This is a genomic window from Dyadobacter sandarakinus (assembly GCF_016894445.1).
GTDB classification, from domain to species: domain Bacteria; phylum Bacteroidota; class Bacteroidia; order Cytophagales; family Spirosomataceae; genus Dyadobacter; species Dyadobacter sandarakinus.
The window spans coordinates 5636900-5654039 of record NZ_CP056775.1 but is presented as its reverse complement, the minus strand read 5'-3'; the positions used below and the strand labels follow the sequence as shown (position 1 = coordinate 5654039).

Genomic DNA, 17140 nt, shown 5'->3' with positions numbered 1-17140 from the left:
ATCCAGACCAATGAACAACTATGACCGTATTGCCGGTATTTACGACCAGCTTGCCGGACTGATCTTTGGCCGGTCTCAGCAACAGGCACAGGAAGCATTGCTGCCCAGCCTGCCAGTACCCTGCAGGTTGCTGATCGTGGGCGGCGGAAGCGGCGCCGTACTCGAATCCCTGCAGGCATTATACCCTGCCGGACTGGAAGTTACCTATGTCGAAAGCTCTTCCCGGATGCTTGGTCTTGCCCGTCGGCGCAAAGCGGGAGGCAACCGGGTACAATTTGTACATGCAGCGATTGAAAACTGGCAGGCGCAGCAGGCATACGATGCTGTGATGACGCCTTTTTTATTTGACAACTTCAAAGATGCACAGGCTTCGGCGGTGTTCCGGCACCTGGATGCCATGCTCAGGCCCGGGGGCCTGTGGCTTTACACCGATTTTCAGATTGCCAAAGGCAGGGCGCGTATCTGGCAGCAGCCTTTACTGCAATGCATGTACCTGTTTTTCCGACTCATAGCCAATGTGGAAGCCCGCCGGATGCCTGATATGCAGCTACGCTTTGAAGAAGGAAATTACCGTCCGGTTTACAGTACCACGCGATTCAGCGTATTTATTTTCAGTGCTGCTTTTGCAAAACCTTACTGAACGATCGCTTCTCGCCTTCTTCTGAACAATACCCGCTCATTAAAAACGATGATTGAAAACAGGATCAGGCTGTAAGCTGTGAGCTGCACATTGTTGATGTGCTCATGAAAATAAACCAGCGCCAGCCCGAAGTTCATCAATGGATTGATATACAACAAAATACCCATGACAGAAGAGGTGACTCCCTGCAGGGCATACAGATTGAGGTACAGCGGAATGATGGTAAACACCACGGCAATCACGAGGATATAACCGTAAAATGAAGCCTCAGCAGGTACCGGGCCACTGTACGCCGGAAAAAACGGCAGTAACAGGAGTGCTGAAAAGATGATCTGTAATGTAAGGACCAGAAACCTGTCAAATCCGTGATTTTTGCGCTGGCTTACCAGGTACAATGCATAGGAAACGGCCACAATCAGGCTGTACCCGATATCCGCAATGCTGTCGTAGGACAAGAGAAGGCAGCTCATTATACTGATAGAAACCGCTATCCACTGCCACTTTCCCATTTTTTCATCCAATACAAAAAAGGCAATGACGGTGGTCATGATCGGGCAGACGAGGTAAGCAAACGATGCTGCCTTGATGCTGATGTGGTTCATCACGTAAATAAAAAAGAACCAGTTGGCGGTGAGCAGCACACCGCCGCCGAGGATCAGGAGCGCAGTCTGCTGCTTTTTGCCGGCGGGCAAACTTTTAAAAAGCTGTATGCTATCCTTCAACACGCCCCGCCGCAGGAAAAAACTTACAAACGCCATGATGGCGGCGCAGAAGAAAACGCGGTAGAAAAGAATGTCCAGAGATGGGTAAATGTGCAGGGGCTTCAAAGCCAAACTGAAAAATCCCCACATAACAAAGGAAACCAGTGCGGCAAAATAGTATTTCGACAATTTCATCAGAGCAGATATTACGGCAGCTACCCAGCCAACAGCAAAACCGGCGGCCGGGTTCGTGCATTTTGCCGGGTGATGTGGGAAAATAAGTCGCCTTCAAAAAAGACCTGGCCAGCCGGAACCTTCAAAAAGGCATTTGGCTTGGTTAAATAGTAACGTTTGATTTAAATATGACATTTTCAGATATCAGGCTCATTGCAACGGACATGGATGGCACACTCCTGAATTCGCAGCATGAGCTTTCGCCGGATTTTTACCCGGTTTTCGAATCCCTTAAAGCCCGTCAGATCGTGTTTGTGGCCGCCAGCGGCAGGCAGTATTTTAATCTTGAAAAAACACTGGATGCCATTAAGAACGATGTGGTTTTTGCCGCTGAAAATGGGAGCTATGTGGTTTTTCAGGGAAAAGAGCTGCATACCCAGGCAATGGACCAGGAAGTAGTCAAGGACTTTGTAGCGATTACGAGAGAAATCCCTGAATGCTATGCAGTGATTTGCGGAAAGAAAAAGGCCTATGTGGAAAATGATGAACCCGGATTTATAGACCGGCTGAAACTGTATTTTGAACGGTACGAGATTGTCCCTGACCTGACGGCCATTGAAGACGACGAATTCCTCAAATACACCGTGTGCGACCTGAAAGGCTCGGAAGGAAACAGTTATCCGCACTTTAAAAGCTATGAGAAAGATTTCCAGGTGAAAGTATCAGGGCCGATCTGGCTGGATATTTCACACAAAGATGCCAATAAAGGCCGTGCTATGGAGGTCATTCAGGAAAAGTTTGGCATCAGTCCGGACGAGACGATGGCATTTGGTGACTACCTCAACGACCTGGAAATGCTGCAGAAAGCCCGGTATTCATTTGCCATGGCCAATGCACATCCCGAGATCAGAAAAATAGCCCGCTACCATGCGGGAAGCAATGATGAAAATGGGGTAGTGGAAGTTTTAAAACAATTGAAATAACAGTCCTGAAAAGCAGAAAGCCCCGATCCTGATGACCGGGGCTTTCTGCTTTTTTAAGCTGTTTTACGCTTCGTACTTCTTGAAAATTGAAGTGGCCGTATGTCCGCCGAATCCGAAGGTATTGTTCAATGCATAATTGACCGGCTGCTTCACGGATTTACCCAAAATGATATTAAGACCCTCGGGTGTTTTCTCATCCAGCTTTTTGGTATTGATGGTAGCAGGAATAACGTCGTTTTGAACGGCCAGTACACATACAATGCTCTCGATGGCCCCGGCAGCACCCAACAGGTGGCCTGTCATGGACTTGGTGGCACTGATCGCTACCTGATGCGCTCCGAAAACATTCTTGATCCCATTGAGCTCGCTCATATCGCCCAGCCCCGTAGAAGTGGCATGTGCATTGACATAGTCGATCTTTTCGGGTCCGATACCTGCTTCCGCCAGGGCTTTTTTCATGCCCAGCGATGCTCCGAAACCATCAGGGGGCGTACCCGTAAGGTGGTAAGCATCAGCTGCCATTCCTCCGCCTACGATCTCGGCGTAAATCTTTGCACCCCGTGCTTTTGCATACTCAAGGTCTTCCAGGATCAGTGCTGCTGCACCCTCGCCGATCACAAAACCGTCACGCTCCTGATCAAACGGGCGGGATGCAGTTTCGGGCTCGCTGTTCCTTTTGGACAGTGCCTGCGCCGCACCAAATCCGCCGATCGCAGAATAGATAATCGCCGCCTCGGACCCGCCGGCTACCATGAGCTTGGCCTTACCCATACGAATGGTGTCAAAGGCGGAAATCAATGCGGTATTGGAAGATGCGCAGGCAGATACGGTACAATAGTTGGGTCCAAACAGCTTGTGCCGGATAGAAATAACACCCGCCGCAATGTCCACGATCATTTTCGGGATAAAAAACGGACTGAACCGGGGCGTACCGTCGGAAGCATGGAATTCAAGCAGCTGATCTTCAAAAGTACCCATTCCACCATTTCCGGTAGCCCAGATCACGCCCATATCGTAGCGGTCTGTTTCATCAATGGATTGAAAATCAAGTCCGGCATCTTTGATTGCCTGGTCCGAAGCTGCTATCGCATACTGGGTATGCAGATCATATTTTTTGAGCTCCTTTTTCTCAATATATTCTTCGGGGTTGAAATTGCGTACCTCACAACCAAACTGCGTCTTGAACTTGGAAACGTCCATTTTGGTAATGGTAGCAGCCCCGCTTTTTCCATTCACTATATTCTCCCAAAACTCGTCAACGGAATTTCCGAGGGGAGTAATGGCTCCCAGGCCAGTTACAACTACTCTTTTCATACATTTTTTAAATTATAACAACAGCCTCCTAAGTATCAATGCGCTGCGCGGCGGGATCTTTGAAAACCACATCGACCAGCTTTTGCACCTGTGGCCCTAAGACCAGGATCAGCGGGATTACAACGATGTAAGCCATGCTCCAAGATTTGAGCCAAATCACCACAAAATTGGCAACAAATCCAATATTTATGAAAAGCAATGTAAAGGAAATTACGCCTGTGGTAATAACCCCCATGATCAATGCAAAAGCGATTTTCTGTTTCATCCGGTGAATGTCTGGGCTTGTTGTATATGGGCCGGAATCCCGCCTGATGCCCGCTCCGGGATCCGTGATTTTTTTTTGTTTCAGATCATCACGTGACCATTTATTAATATACCAAATGGTATATAATATTGCATGCATTACGTTGCTTCCTGGAAATTAGTTCACAAAAAAGCCTGGTTTTACAAAAAACCAGGCTTTCATTTTATCTTCTGACCAATGCTATTTCGCGGCCACTTTCCAGATCGTGTTTCCCGTATCATCGTTCACCAGCATGGAGCCATCCTCCATCACCGTAATTCCGACAGGCCGGCCATATACCTTTTTCTCATTCTCGACGAAGCCCGTCAGGAAGTCCTCGGGCTTACCCGCAGGCTTACCATTTTTGAAAGGTATAAAGATCACTTTATACCCCGAGAGTGTGGAGCGGTTCCAGGAACCGTGCTGGCCTACGAACGCTCCGTTCCGGTACTTGTCCGGAAACTTGCCTTTATCATAAAATGCAAGTCCCAGCGAAGCCGTGTGAGATCCTACCGGCACGTCGGGAACGATTGATTTTTTGACCAGATCAGGGCGTTCGCCTTTTCTGCGCGGATCTTCATTAGGACCGAAGTATGCATACGGCCATCCATAAAACCCGCCTTCTTTTACGCTGGTGACGTAATCAGGTACCAGGTCATCACCCAGTTCGTCACGCTCGTTCACGGCAGTCCAGAGTACCTTGGAATCTGGTGCCCAGTCCATGCCAACCGGATTGCGCAGACCGCTTGCAAATACACGTTCGCCGGTCCCATCCGGATTAATCTCCAGAATATTGGCGCGCCTCTTTTCTTCATCAATGCCGTGATCAGCCACATTGCTGGCAGAACCTACGGACACATATATTTTTGACCCGTCAGCATTGGCGAGCAGGTTGCGGGTCCAGTGGTTGTTATATCCGCCAGCCGGCAGTTCAAGTATTTTTTCACCTTTTGCAGTGATCTTGGTTTCACTGCCTTTATAGGGGTACCGGTACAATCCGTCGGTATTGGCTACATAGAAGTAGTTTTTCAGGATCAGCATACCCAGGGGCTTGTTGAGTTTTTCAAGAAAAACCTCCCTCATCTCCGGCTTTCCATCCTTGTTCACATCTCTAAGAACGGTTATGCGGTCGGCACTTTTCTTGGTATTAGCCTCGGCCACGAAAATATCTCCATTGGGGCCCACGTACGTCCAGCGCGGACTTTCAAATTTATCGGCAAACCGTGTCACCGTGAAACCTTCGGGAGCAACAGGTGTTTTGCCCTCGGGCCAGCCAGCCTCTTCCGGCCGGTTTTCAACAGATTCCGTTGCAAATGGCGCGGGCATTACGAGGCTGTCTGTTTTGGTTACCACTGAATCCGGGCCGCTCGCAGCTGCTTCCTTTTCTTCTTCTTTCTTATTGCCGCAGCTGGCCATGAGTCCGGTAACCAGCAGCCCTGCCACAATCAGGCGCATATTTCTCATCATTTATTTAGTTTGTTGATTATAAAAAAAGCAGGTCAGGAGTTTGTCTCCCAACCTACTCATGCAATAATGGTGCCACCCGGGCACAGGTAAAATCAGCGTCAGAAGCTGATCGGCACCTCCACTACGGTCGTTGCCCAGCCCAGGTACATCTTGGTTTCTTTACCGGTTCCTTTGTCAAAAACAACAGAGAAATTTTCGACGGGCGTGGTTGTGGTTTTGCTGGGTACCGTTACCCTAAGTACGTCCGCACTTTCGCGGTATTTGTATGCTCCCCAGTAATCCAGATCGGCATTGAGGATGATCGTCCATTCTTTTTCTCCCGGAATGGTAAACAACGAGTAGCTGCCCGCTTTCACCTTTTTTCCACCGAAAGTAGCATCCTGGTAAAACCTGATCTCCGTGGCCTCATCGGCACCGGTGCGCCATACTTTGCCATACGGCACCAGTTTACCAAAAACCTCCCGGTTATTGGCACCGGGGCGGCTGTACACCACCTTGACAAGGGCCTTATCGCCTTCTTTCCGGTCATGTGCAAAATGGTCGGGATACCAGGCAATACCACGTGGGCTCTTGTCCACGGGTCGGAATTGCTGGGCCAGTGCGGCATTTACCGTCAGCAACAACATGCATGCAAAAAAACTCAGGCGCTTCATATGAATGGATTTGGTGGTTAAAAGCTATGTTTCAGGTAAGCATGGTACCGGTGAGTGCCGGCCTCGGATCTTTGGTATTTGCCAGTATAGCCAGGCTGCGCCGGAAGTCAATGCCAACTTTTTGTCCTTCAAAATGCAGCCTGATTGTTTCATAGTGGGCAGTTTCTATAAACCGGCAGGTGATCTCAAAGGTAGCATCGTCGGTCCACGTTCCGCTGGCAGCTGTTTTGCTGATCTTTTCGCCCGGCACCGGCGTGAGTACCAGCTTCAGCGGCATTACCGACAAGGTGGTGGTACCCTCTTTCCACTTGCCCAGGCCGCTCGTTAACGTATGCTCCCCACTGTGATTTTTAATCTTCAAAAGGCAGGAATCTTTCGAAAAATCAACAGATACCTGACTGATCTTCAATTCATTTTCGCTGATCGCAAACTTCTTCCCGCTCACTTTCGGGAGCATGGCCGATGCTGCTTGTACATTGGACACGAGCAATGCCAGTGACGCCAGCTTTTTCACCAGCTGAGCCTGACTGTCTTTGTTGGCCGGTACGCCTGTACCTTTTACAGCCGGCAGAATATGCTTCCATACATTGTCCAGAATGGCCTGCATGTCGCTGGTTTCGCTGGTAATTGCTACCACGATATCTTCTTTGGGCATGACAATACAATACTGGCCGTAAGCTCCGTCGCCCCGGTATGCTCCGTTGCGGCAACGCCAGAACTGGTAACCGTAGCCTTGCAGCCAATCGTTTTCTTCCTGCGGACGCGACCCACCCTTTGACTGGATATGCGACCGGGTGGCTTCTTCCACCCAGGCAGCCGGAAGCAGCTGCTTGCCATTCCACATGCCTTTCTGCAGGTACATCTGTCCAAACCTGGCAATGTCCTCTGTCCTGACGCGAAGTCCCCAGCCTCCGGTATTAATTCCTTTAGGATCTGTCTCCCAATCCTCGCCTGCAATGCCGAGCGGATCAAACAGTCTGGGCTTCAGGTATTCCAGCAGGGTTTTGCCGGTCACTTTCTGGATAATGGCCGAGAGCATGTAGGTAGCGGCGCTGTTGTACACGAAGAATGTACCCGGTGTATGTTCCACCGGCAGCGCCAGGAATGTTTTTACCCAGTTTTCGTCCGGGCCCTGGCGCACGGCTGCCGTAGCATCCTTATCGTGACCGGTGGACATGGTCAGGAGGTCTTTTACCCGCATGGCCTGCTGGTTGGCGGTAGGTTCGGCCGGTTTCTGATCAGGAAAAAAAGACAAAACCTTGTCTTCCACCGTAAGCCTGCCTTCGGCCACCGCAAATCCGATGGCACTGGAAGTAAAACTTTTGCTCAGGGAATAAAGGGTATGTTTCAGGTCGGCGCGGTAGGGTGACCACCAGCCTTCGGCCACTACTTTGCCCTGCCTGAGCACCATTACACTATGCAGGTTGAGCATGCCCGACTCCACACCATTTACAAATTCCAGGATACCTTTGGAGGACATTCCCTGGGATTCGGGTGTGGCCCGCGGCAACCGGCCCGGCTGTAAAGACATTGCCCAGGCGGACTCAGGTAACGTACTGAGCATGCCCAGCTGCAATGCTCCCACCCCGATCCCGCGCAAAAATTCCCTTCGGTCGGTTTTCATATCAGAAAGAATAGTTTCTTTTTAAAATAATCCGGATTCCTGAATATACTCTGTCTGGCATGTGCTGTTTACACTAGCTACTTTTTCTTCTGCGCAGCTGACAATGCAATGATATCCTTTTTACTCCCCAGCCAGAAAGCGATCTTCTGCCTGTTCCAGGTATACGTCACGGCTACGGAATCACCCCAGCTGATGATGGCAGGATATGAAAACTCATCCTCTCTTTTTCCGGTCTGAATGTCGGCCTTGTCGGTCCAGTTCTGCCCGTCGTCATAGGACAGTCTGAGTGACAATGGCGAGCGTGAGCCCCAATCCTGATCGTCGGGGTTATAGGCCAGTACAAGCGTACCGTCCGGCAGCCTGGTAAGGTCAATGCCGCTGTTTGGGTTTGGCAGACTGGTCGGGGTGATTTCGGTCCAAGTTTTCCCATAATCCTTTGAGTCGGCCCGTCCGATTACGCCGCCTGTTGTGCGCACCAGCATGTGTACCTGGCCGGGAGCACTTTCCCACAAGGTGGGCTGTATGGCACCTTTACCCTTGATTTTTGTGGAATCAATTTTCAGGAACGGGCTTGCCGTCCAGGTCTTGCCCTGGTTCGTACTTTTATCCACAAACACTTCCCAGCGGTTCAGCTCATTGGAAGCGCCTGCCAGCCACGATCCGTCCGAAAGCTCGATCAGCTTATCCTTCACAGGTCCGCGACCGCCTTTGTCCCCTTTTACCAGCTCGTAGGCATCAGACCAGGTTTCACCTTTGTCGGTCGATTTCTTAACCCATGTTTCCCAGTATTTGATCTCTTTACCTACTTTAAAATACAGGTAAATGGTACCGTCGGCAGTTTTTTGCAAAACAGGATTCCAGTGCGCATCTTCCCGGATCTTGGCCACCTCTTTGGGTGCACTCCACTGCCCCGGCCGCCCTTTGGACAGCCAGATGCCTACATCAGGATTCTTCTCCTCTGTACCCCCGAACCAGGCTACCAGAAACTGGCCATCGTCCAGGCGTACCAGCGTGGAGGCGTGACATTGCGGAAAAGGCCTGTCGTCCCCGAAAACAAAATCCCTGTGACTTGCCAGGGTGTCCGTGGTTACCTCACCGGCATTTTCAGTTTTTTTGGAATTACAGGAAAGCAGCAAGGCTGCCAGCAGGCACGATGCCACCAGGGTACTTCTGAGTAGGTTCATAAGGTTTATTAATCCGTTAATTTTTGACAAATACCACTGTAAAATGGCATCAGGCCATTTACTTCAGTACTTTCTTTAATTGCTCCATGATCGCCGCCGGGTGCTGGTCTTCATACAATATGCTGTAAACAGCCCCTACAATGGGCAGATTGACCTGGTGCAACTTGTTGAGTTCGTGAATGCTTTTGGTGGCATAATAACCTTCCGCAATCATTTTCATTTCGAGCTGGGCGGCTTTTACACTGTACCCGCGACCGATCATATTTCCAAAAAGGCGGTTACGGCTGAACTGCGAATAAGCGGTTACCAGCAGGTCCCCCAGATAGGCAGATGCGCTCATATTGCGCTGGCGGGGATCCATGGCCGTCACCAGGTTCCCGATTTCCTGCATGGCATTGGATACCAATACCGCCTGAAAATTGTCGCCATAGCCCAGCCCGTGCGTGATGCCGCAGGCGAGGGCTACTATATTTTTCATGACGGCAGCATACTCCACACCATAAAGATCATCGAGCGCATGCGCGCTGACATACCGGCAGGTCATCAATCCGGCAAAATCTTCGGCAGCCGGGCATGCTGTGGATGCGATGGTAAGGTATGATTGTTTTTCCAGCGCCACTTCCTCGGCATGACATGGCCCTGCAATGACGCAGGTATCTTCCATTTTGATCCCGTACTCCTGCGATACCCAGTCGGTGACAAGAATATTGCGGTCGGGAATCATGCCTTTGATGGCCGAAACCACGCGGGCGCCCTGCAGATGGCGGGCACTAAGGTGCTGTAAGGATTCCTGCACAAAGGCTGCGGGTACAGCCAGGATAATGTAGTCGGCACCTTTTACAGCTTCGGTGGTTTTTTCAAAAACCCTGACCTTTTTGGGCGACAGCACCACATCGCTGAGGTAGCTGGGATTGTGGTGGAACTTGCGGATATGCGCTATATCATGCTGGTTGCGCAGCCACCAGCGTACCTGCACGTTGTGCTGCTCACACAGGATTTTGATGAGCGCCGTGGCCCAGCTGCCTCCTCCTATGACGGCAATTTTGGTTGTATTTAAAAGACTCATCTTGAGCGTTTGCTTCGGTAATGCAGCGATGCCGTGCGAATGCACGAAATCTGCCCGCGGAGGCTTGCAGCCTCCTTATTCAAAAATGAGAAGAATTTGAGAGAAAACAATCGGAAGCTGCGGGGAGGTTATGCAACAACCTTTTGTAAAAATGAAAAAACAGGCTGTAAGACAACTACTTGGATGCGGGTCAAATAAAAAATCCTTGCAGCAAAGCCGCAAGGATTTTCCTTTTTAACCTAAACTAAATCGAACTTATTACGGGTTTAGAACGTAACACTTCCGCTTTTAATTTGATTTTTTAGTGTCTTTTTTCTCGGCTTCTTTCTTTTTGCCTACCAGATCGCCGTTGTTCAGGTTCTTGGACACGGCAATATATGGCCCTGAAATCACCTGTTCGCCTTCTTTCAGACCTGACAGAATCTCAATATTCTCGAAGTCACTAATCCCCGTTTTCACTTCCTTCATCTGGGCTTTTCCATTGACATCCACAAATACTACTTCCTTGACGGCTTCTTCCTTCTTCGGCTTCTGTGGCTGGTTTTCATCTGCCGGGGGCTGATTGGCATCCGGCGCCGGCGTGTTACCCCGGGTTGTCACTGCGGCAATAGGCACGGACAGCACACCCGTTTTCCGGTCTGAAATAATCTCCACCGAAGCCGTCATGCCGGGTTTGAACGGATACGTTTTTTTAGACTTTTTGGAAAACAGGTCTTCAAACGATTCATTAAGGATTTTGACCTTCACTTCAAATTCCGTGACGGCATCGGCAGATGCGCTGGATACTGACGCAGCGGACGAGGCAGTTGCCAGTCCCGCAGCGGTATTGGCAATCTCTTTCACAATCCCTTTGAATTTCCTTCCCGACGCGCTGTAAGCGTCCACATCTATCTCGGCGGTGTCGCCCAGCGATACCCGCACAATGTCATTTTCATTTACATTCACGCGCACTTCCATATTTCGGAGGTTGGCAATGCGCATCATTTCGGTACCCGCCATCTGAGAGGTACCTACCACGCGCTCGCCTGCCTCTACATTAAGCAGGGATACAATACCGCTTACCGGGGCGAAAATGCTTGTTTTGCGCAGGTTTTCGGCTGCATCGCGCAAGCCTGCCTCAGCACTTTTAATGTTGAACAATGCTGCCGAAACATTGGCTTTTGCAGACTCCACATCCTGCTGGGCCACACCGTAGGTGGACGAAAACTGCTCATAGTCAGCCGCTGAAATTGCCTTGTCCTGGTACAGCTTCCGGTTGCGCTCAAAGTTGGCTTTTGCCTGGATCAGCCGGGCTTCCGACTGGGCGACCATCGCTTTGGTCTGCTCGTAATTGGCTTTGCTGGAATTGACCGCGGCCTGTGCACGAGCCATGAGCGACTCGTAGTTATCCGGTCTGATTTTCAATAATAACTGCCCTTTTACGACAGAATCGCCCTCGGCAACGTTCAGGCTGATGATTTCACCGGACACATCAGGACTGAGCTTTACCTCCACTTCCGGCTGCACCTTCCCAGAGGCAGTTACACGCTCAACGATCTCGGAACGTTTTACGGCGGTGTACTCTACCTCGGCAGGCGTGGGCTGGCCAATGTACCCGGCTTGTTTAGCGCCAAAAAGCCCGGCGGCCAGCAGAACAACGAGGCCAAGGGTGATCCACAGGACTTTCTTTGAAGATTTACGTGCCATAAAAGTTTCGGGTAGCTAATCGTGATTATGTGTTGGTAGTGCCGGCATCAGAAATCCGATAGTGGCCTGTTCAGGTAAAAGTCGAGGATTTTGGTCCGGAAAACATAGTCGTACTTGGCTTGGACCAGGTTCCCGTTTGCGCGGTCGAGGTTGGCCTTGGCAATGTTGTACTCCACGGAATTGATGGAGCCTACATCAAACCGGACCTGCGAAACGCGGAAAGTTTCAGTCAGGGCGCGCACCTGGTTGGCAGTAGCGGAGTATCTTTTAGCTGCATTGGTCATATCAATGTAAGCCTGTTCCACATTTTTGCGGATCGTCAGCTGTACCTGCTGCGCCTGGTACTCGGCTGTTTTCTGCTGGATCTTTGCATTGGCCACATTGTACTTGACCCGGAAGTTCGAAAATATCGGGATGTTCAGGTTCAGGTTAATGGCGGAGTTGCGGTTGAAGTTAAGCTGATCGATGTAATTGAAAGTACGCAGGGTACCATTGGGCGTCGATACTTTCTGCACGATCGGCAGCTGTTCATCATTGTAAACAATGTAGTCTGTTGACGATATCACCTCGGTCGTGCTCGCTCCGGAACCATCGGATACGAACCGCTGCTTGGGAGCTGCACTCGAAAATGCTGTGTAAACACCGCCGCTCAGGGTGAGTGAGGGCATTCCTACACCTTTTGCAATTTCCACATTGGTACGGGCAGCATCAATGCGCAGATTGGCTGCTTTCATTTGCGGAAGGTTGCCAAGCGCAGTCTCATATATTTCCTGGATAGAAGCATTATAAGCCTGAAGGCTGGGATCCGCCACCGGAATTTTCACCACGCTGATGGGCTCGCTGCCCGACATATTCATGAGTTGTTTGAGGTTCAGCTTGGCGGTTTCCAGGTTATTTTCTGCATTTACCAATGTAAGTTCATCATTGGCAAGCTGTGCCCTGAGGTCGAGCAGGTTGCTTTCTGCGAGGGTACCTGCCTCCACAAGCTTGCCGGTACGTGCCACCTGTAATTCGGAGGCCTCTACCTGCCGTCGGGCTACTTCAATCAGCTCTTCATTGGTGATCACCTGCAAATACGACAATGCTACATTCAGCATGATATCGTTGCGGGCAGCTTCCAGATCCTTGCTGCTTGCCTGGAAATTGGTATTGTTTCTTTTAATGGAATTACTGATCTGAAACCCACTGAAAAGGGTCATTTGCCCCCCCAGCTGGTAATTGTTGGAGCTGATATTCTGCTGAACAAACTGGTTGGTAAAAGGGTCGATGTTACGACCGAAACTAAAACCCTGCCCGGCACTGAAGCTGACGCTGGGCCAGCGCTGCCATTTGGATTGCTGGTAAATGTTGCCGTCAAACTGTACCTGAAGCTCAGCCTGCTTGACCTGCGGATTGGTTTCCAGGGCAATACGGATACAGTCTTCAAGCGAGTAGGTATTAGGCGGCTGGGTAACGTCCTTTTGTGCCAGAGCTGGCAGGGCCGCTAAAACCAGTAAAACAAGGGTTAAGCGAGGTAGCCAATTACGCATATTCCGGTTTCAGTTAGTTGACCAATATTAACGTTTGACAAAAAGAACAACCATCCATTTGGTACGGGCGGTTGCAATGCTGGCTAAAAGGCCCGTTGGCACAAAGGCCTGAAAGGCGCTTAGTGAAAGAAGAGGTATCCGAGCCAGATGCCTGCGATAACACCAACAAAATCAGCAATAATGCCAGCTACGATTGCATAGCGGGTATTTTTGATCCCTACCGAGCCGAAGTACAGGGCCACGATATACAGGGTGGTATCCGCTGATCCCTGGAAAATGCAGACCAGCCTGCCCACAAACGAATCCGGCCCGAACTCCTTCATCGCATCAATCATCAGTGCGCGCGCGCCACTGCCGCTCAGCGGTTTCATCAGTGCCACGGGCAGCGCATTGGTAAAGTCGGTGTTCATGCCGGTGAGTGAAAATGCCCATTTCAGACCGTCAATCATATAGTCCATTGCCCCGCAATTACGAAATGCGCTGATGGCTACAAGCAAGCCCACGAGGTAAGGGATCACCATTACAGTAGTGGTAAAGCCGCCTTTGGCTCCTTCGATAAATGCTTCAAAGACATTTACTTTTTTATACAAACCCCAGAACAAAAAGCTGGCAATAACGAAGAGCAGGATAGAGTTACCCGCCAGAATGGAGATTTTTTCGATCTGCTCTTTGGGCAGGCCGGACAAGTACCAGAGTACCAGTGCAATAAAGAGGGTTACTCCGCCCAGACCGAGCATTACGGTCCGGTTGAAAAGGTTAATACGCTGCCAACTGGCCGTGATAATCATACTGACAACCGTTGTAATGTAGGTTCCGACCACGCAGGGAATAAACACGTCAGACGGGCTGGCTGCACCAAGAATCGCACGCTGGGCAATGATGGTGAGCGGTATAATCTGCAAGCCAGACGTGTGCAGCACAAGAAACATGATCTGGGCATTGGAGGCAGTGTCCTTATTGGGATTGAGCTCCTGCAAACTTTGCATTGCTTTCAATCCGAAAGGTGTAGCGGCATTGTCAAGCCCCAGCATATTGGCAGAAAAGTTCATGATCATCTGCCCGTTGGCGGGGTGATCTTTCGGAACTTCGGGGTAAAGTTTATTGAAAAACGGGCCAATGATCCGCGCGAGCACATTGATGATGCCGGCTTTTTCACCGATGTTGAGGATACCCAGAAAAAAAGTCATCACGCCGGTGAGCGGCAGGGCAATGTCCATCACGGCAGTTTCGGCCATGTCAAGCATGCCCTCCGTAATGGCCTTGAATGTAAGTACGTCGCCTGTAAGGATGAATTTGAGAAAAGCAACTATAAATGCAATGACAAAGAAGGCGACAAAAATATAATTCAATACCATAGAGCGGGTTCCGGGAAGGCAGGGGGTATTTGTAAAATGTTAAACCGTGGTGACACTTCTTTCCAAATTAAGAAATAATAATTTCTTTTAACCAATGCCGCAAAACTATATTGCAATTGTTAAACTGATCACGATAACCATCTCATGCCATGAAATATTTTGCGGTTTTATTTCTTCTTGCAGCCGCCTGCAGTCAGCAGGAAAAGCCGGATCAGGCCGGCAATGGTACCGAAACGGTGGTAAACGACACCATTCCCGAAATGCGAGAAGATGTTGCCAGCAGTGCGGTGGCGAGTTATAGTGAGAAGGTGGAAGATCCGCTGAATGACTGGAAATTTGCGGTTGATGTGTACGAAACACCTGCAACGTTCCGGTTTCTGATTAAAATCAAATATATGGAAGTGGAAGGGGAAGACACCCTGAAAGTACCCAACTTCGGCATTATGCCCAAGGTACAACTGAAAAAGGGGTCGGAAGACCGGTCATGCATTGTAGGCTTCCTGGACAAAAACGGGATTTTTAAAGAGCAGAAACTGGTGGCAGTAAAAAACAACCAGCTAAAAATATCGACCCTGAGACACTACGCGCGGACGCGCTACAAGGTTTCCAAATAGAGGAATGATGAGTTGAATGCAGTTCGTAAATGTTATTCCAATATGATCCTGGTTGTTTGGGTGGGTTGGTTTTCGTAGATCAAATGCACATAGTAGATGCCTCTCGGCAAATCCCCTACTGCGATCGGGTACGTACTTTCAGAATTTGACGGGTACTTTGCCATATCCACGGATTTGACTTCTTTAACACAGTAATGTAGCGATCAAAGACTTTTTCATAATGCTAAGAATCAGAGATTATAGGTTAAATTAATGAGGTGAATAGGCATCGGTTCTATCTGCTTCCAGGTCATCAGACCTCTTGAAACAAACATCCCATCAAACCAGGCTCTTGTGCCATCCACTCCGTACCCGCATTTCAAGTGACTTTCGACGGATAATGATATCCGATGATCGATATAGATCTTTGCCCCCAGGAAGGGACCCAGCCACAACATGTTCCGGTGATATTTGACTACTGTATTTCCAATTACATTGTCATCCCAGGGAGAATGCGTACCATGCATTGTTTCCTTGCTGAAAAACAGCACTCCGGATGCGTCAACGCCTCCGAATATCATGGTTCGTCCCAGGGATTTTTGCCATTCGAACCCAAGCGTAAACCGGGGCGAATACGTGTAATTGTTAACCCTTGACTTTTCGTCGGGCATTGTATCACCTGGAAAAAGTTGCTTCGATGTTGCAGCTGCGGGACTTAAGGAGAATCGCAAGGCCTTGCCCATGCCCGTTTTCTCAAGTTTAAAGTTTCGCTTAATCAGGTACGGATACTGGTAAGTGCCCGGGCTGCCCGGATGGAACAGACTTCCGGCATTAATACCCATCTCCCACTTGTGCCGCTTTATTTCCTGATCCATGTAGGCCTTCACAGGTTTGCCGCGCACCGAGTCTTTCAATGTCTTGCCGGGCTGGCCGCGGATCGTTTGTGCGGCCCAAAGAAGTGCAAGAAGGCTGCATGCAATTACTTTCATTATGTTTCTCATATTACTTGTGTTTTTGTACAAATAAAAAGAGGAATAATGATGCTAATTCTGGAAAATGACAGGTGTTGACCTGTAAAAAGGAAGAAAATCAGTAACGCGCTTTGAGCTTATTGGGTGTAGAGTTTAAAAATTGTAACTAAGATTCAGAAAGTGGCGGGAAGCAGTCATGCTGTATAACCAACGGACCCGATCTTCCCATATCAGAGTGTTCTGTGAATATTCCCTGTTCATGTTTGTATTAAAAATAAATTGAGGATTTGCTTCAACAGAAACAGCGAACCGGTGATTGATAAAGAATTTCCAACCTGCCAGCGGCACCAATGCGAAGGATCGAGACCAATAGCGGTTAATAGTGGGATCACTCACAACTGGTTCAGACTGGTTATCAACCTGGGATATTGTAACAGTTGTATTGGATCCCCATTGGAGCTGCACTTCTCCATCAATTCCAATGTAAAATGCAGTACGTCCCCGCACTCTCTGCCACTCGTGCCCAATCATAATTACCGGTGCAAACTTTCTGGTATTTCCCGGAACGACGAAGGTTGAAATCGTATCATGCGCCAGAAAATCCCTCCTTCGCTCATAAACCGGACTTGCAAAAAATCGCCATGCACGTGTTTTCTTACCAGTACCTACATTTCTTTTAACCAGATAAGGATGGTTGCCGGACTCAGCAGAAAGAATCTTCAGAAATACACCAAGATTCGCATTGATCTCCCACCTGTGCCGCTCCACTTCCTGATCTATGTAAGCCTTTACAGGTTTGCCGCGCACGCTGTCTTTCAATGCTTTGGCGGGCTGGCCGCGGATTGTCTGTGCGGCGCATAGCAGCGCGAAGAAGCTGCATCCAACTACTTTCATCAAGTTTCTCATATTATTTGTAT

Annotated in this window: 16 protein-coding genes; 3 read left to right on the top strand and 13 right to left on the bottom strand. The window is 49.5% G+C overall.

Features of this window, described 5'->3' with window-relative positions; genetic code table 11:
- The first annotated feature begins 10 nt into the window (after positions 1-10).
- Positions 11-640, top strand: coding sequence for a class I SAM-dependent methyltransferase (locus tag HWI92_RS23445; protein WP_204659847.1), 630 nt, complete (start codon positions 11-13; stop codon positions 638-640).
- On the opposite strand, the gene HWI92_RS23440 is transcribed toward HWI92_RS23445, so the two are convergent.
- Positions 634-1536, bottom strand: coding sequence for an EamA family transporter (locus tag HWI92_RS23440; protein ID WP_204659846.1), 903 nt, complete (start codon positions 1534-1536; stop codon positions 634-636). The genes HWI92_RS23445 and HWI92_RS23440 overlap by 7 nt on opposite strands.
- 167 nt (positions 1537-1703) lie before the next feature.
- Here HWI92_RS23440 and HWI92_RS23435 point away from each other — a divergent pair, with 167 nt between their 5' ends.
- A complete protein-coding gene (locus tag HWI92_RS23435; protein ID WP_204659845.1) occupies positions 1704-2498 on the top strand; it encodes an HAD family hydrolase in 795 nt (264 codons plus the stop codon).
- Positions 2499-2561: 63 nt separating this feature from the next.
- Here HWI92_RS23435 and fabF read toward each other — a convergent pair whose 3' ends face one another.
- The 10 genes from fabF to HWI92_RS23385 form a co-directional block, all read right to left on the bottom strand.
- Positions 2562-3812, bottom strand: a complete 1251-nt coding sequence (gene fabF / locus HWI92_RS23430; protein ID WP_204659844.1) for a beta-ketoacyl-ACP synthase II — start codon at positions 3810-3812, stop codon at positions 2562-2564.
- Between the two features lie 28 nt (positions 3813-3840).
- The gene (locus tag HWI92_RS23425; protein WP_204659843.1) at positions 3841-4077 is read right to left on the bottom strand and encodes a DUF2798 domain-containing protein; all 237 of its coding nucleotides are present in this window, start codon (positions 4075-4077) and stop codon (positions 3841-3843) included.
- 219 nt (positions 4078-4296) lie between these two features.
- On the bottom strand, positions 4297-5559 hold the full coding sequence (locus tag HWI92_RS23420) for a PQQ-dependent sugar dehydrogenase (protein WP_204664805.1): 1263 nt from the start codon (positions 5557-5559) through the stop codon (positions 4297-4299).
- 101 nt (positions 5560-5660) lie between these two features.
- On the bottom strand, positions 5661-6215 hold the full coding sequence (locus HWI92_RS23415) for a DUF2911 domain-containing protein (RefSeq protein WP_204659842.1): 555 nt from the start codon (positions 6213-6215) through the stop codon (positions 5661-5663).
- 31 nt (positions 6216-6246) lie between these two features.
- Positions 6247-7839 carry a serine hydrolase domain-containing protein gene (locus tag HWI92_RS23410; protein WP_204659841.1) on the bottom strand — a complete coding sequence of 531 codons (1593 nt, stop codon included), beginning with the start codon at positions 7837-7839 and terminating at the stop codon, positions 6247-6249.
- A 77-nt stretch (positions 7840-7916) separates the two neighbouring features.
- The gene (locus HWI92_RS23405; RefSeq protein ID WP_204659839.1) at positions 7917-9023 is read right to left on the bottom strand and encodes a sialidase family protein; all 1107 of its coding nucleotides are present in this window, start codon (positions 9021-9023) and stop codon (positions 7917-7919) included.
- Positions 9024-9081: 58 nt separating this feature from the next.
- The gene (locus HWI92_RS23400; RefSeq protein WP_204659837.1) at positions 9082-10089 is read right to left on the bottom strand and encodes an NAD(P)H-dependent glycerol-3-phosphate dehydrogenase; all 1008 of its coding nucleotides are present in this window, start codon (positions 10087-10089) and stop codon (positions 9082-9084) included.
- Between the two features lie 288 nt (positions 10090-10377).
- Entirely contained in the window at positions 10378-11775 is a 1398-nt protein-coding gene (locus HWI92_RS23395; protein WP_204659835.1) for an efflux RND transporter periplasmic adaptor subunit, read from the bottom strand.
- A 47-nt stretch (positions 11776-11822) separates the two neighbouring features.
- On the bottom strand, positions 11823-13304 hold the full coding sequence (locus tag HWI92_RS23390; protein WP_204659833.1) for a TolC family protein: 1482 nt from the start codon (positions 13302-13304) through the stop codon (positions 11823-11825).
- 119 nt (positions 13305-13423) lie between these two features.
- Positions 13424-14659 (bottom strand): spore maturation protein, encoded by a 1236-nt coding sequence (locus HWI92_RS23385; protein WP_204659831.1) that lies wholly within the window; start codon positions 14657-14659, stop codon positions 13424-13426.
- A gap of 149 nt (positions 14660-14808) precedes the next feature.
- On the opposite strand from HWI92_RS23385, the gene HWI92_RS23380 reads away from it, so the two are divergent.
- Positions 14809-15273, top strand: a complete 465-nt coding sequence (locus HWI92_RS23380) for a hypothetical protein (RefSeq protein ID WP_204659829.1) — start codon at positions 14809-14811, stop codon at positions 15271-15273.
- Positions 15274-15503: 230 nt separating this feature from the next.
- Here the strand turns inward: HWI92_RS23380 and HWI92_RS23375 are convergent, their stop codons facing one another.
- Together HWI92_RS23375 and HWI92_RS23370 are read right to left on the bottom strand one after the other, a co-directional pair.
- Entirely contained in the window at positions 15504-16253 is a 750-nt protein-coding gene (locus HWI92_RS23375; RefSeq protein ID WP_204659827.1) for a hypothetical protein, read from the bottom strand.
- Positions 16254-16376: 123 nt separating this feature from the next.
- Positions 16377-17129 (bottom strand): hypothetical protein, encoded by a 753-nt coding sequence (locus tag HWI92_RS23370; RefSeq protein WP_204659825.1) that lies wholly within the window; start codon positions 17127-17129, stop codon positions 16377-16379.
- Positions 17130-17140: the final 11 nt, after the last annotated feature.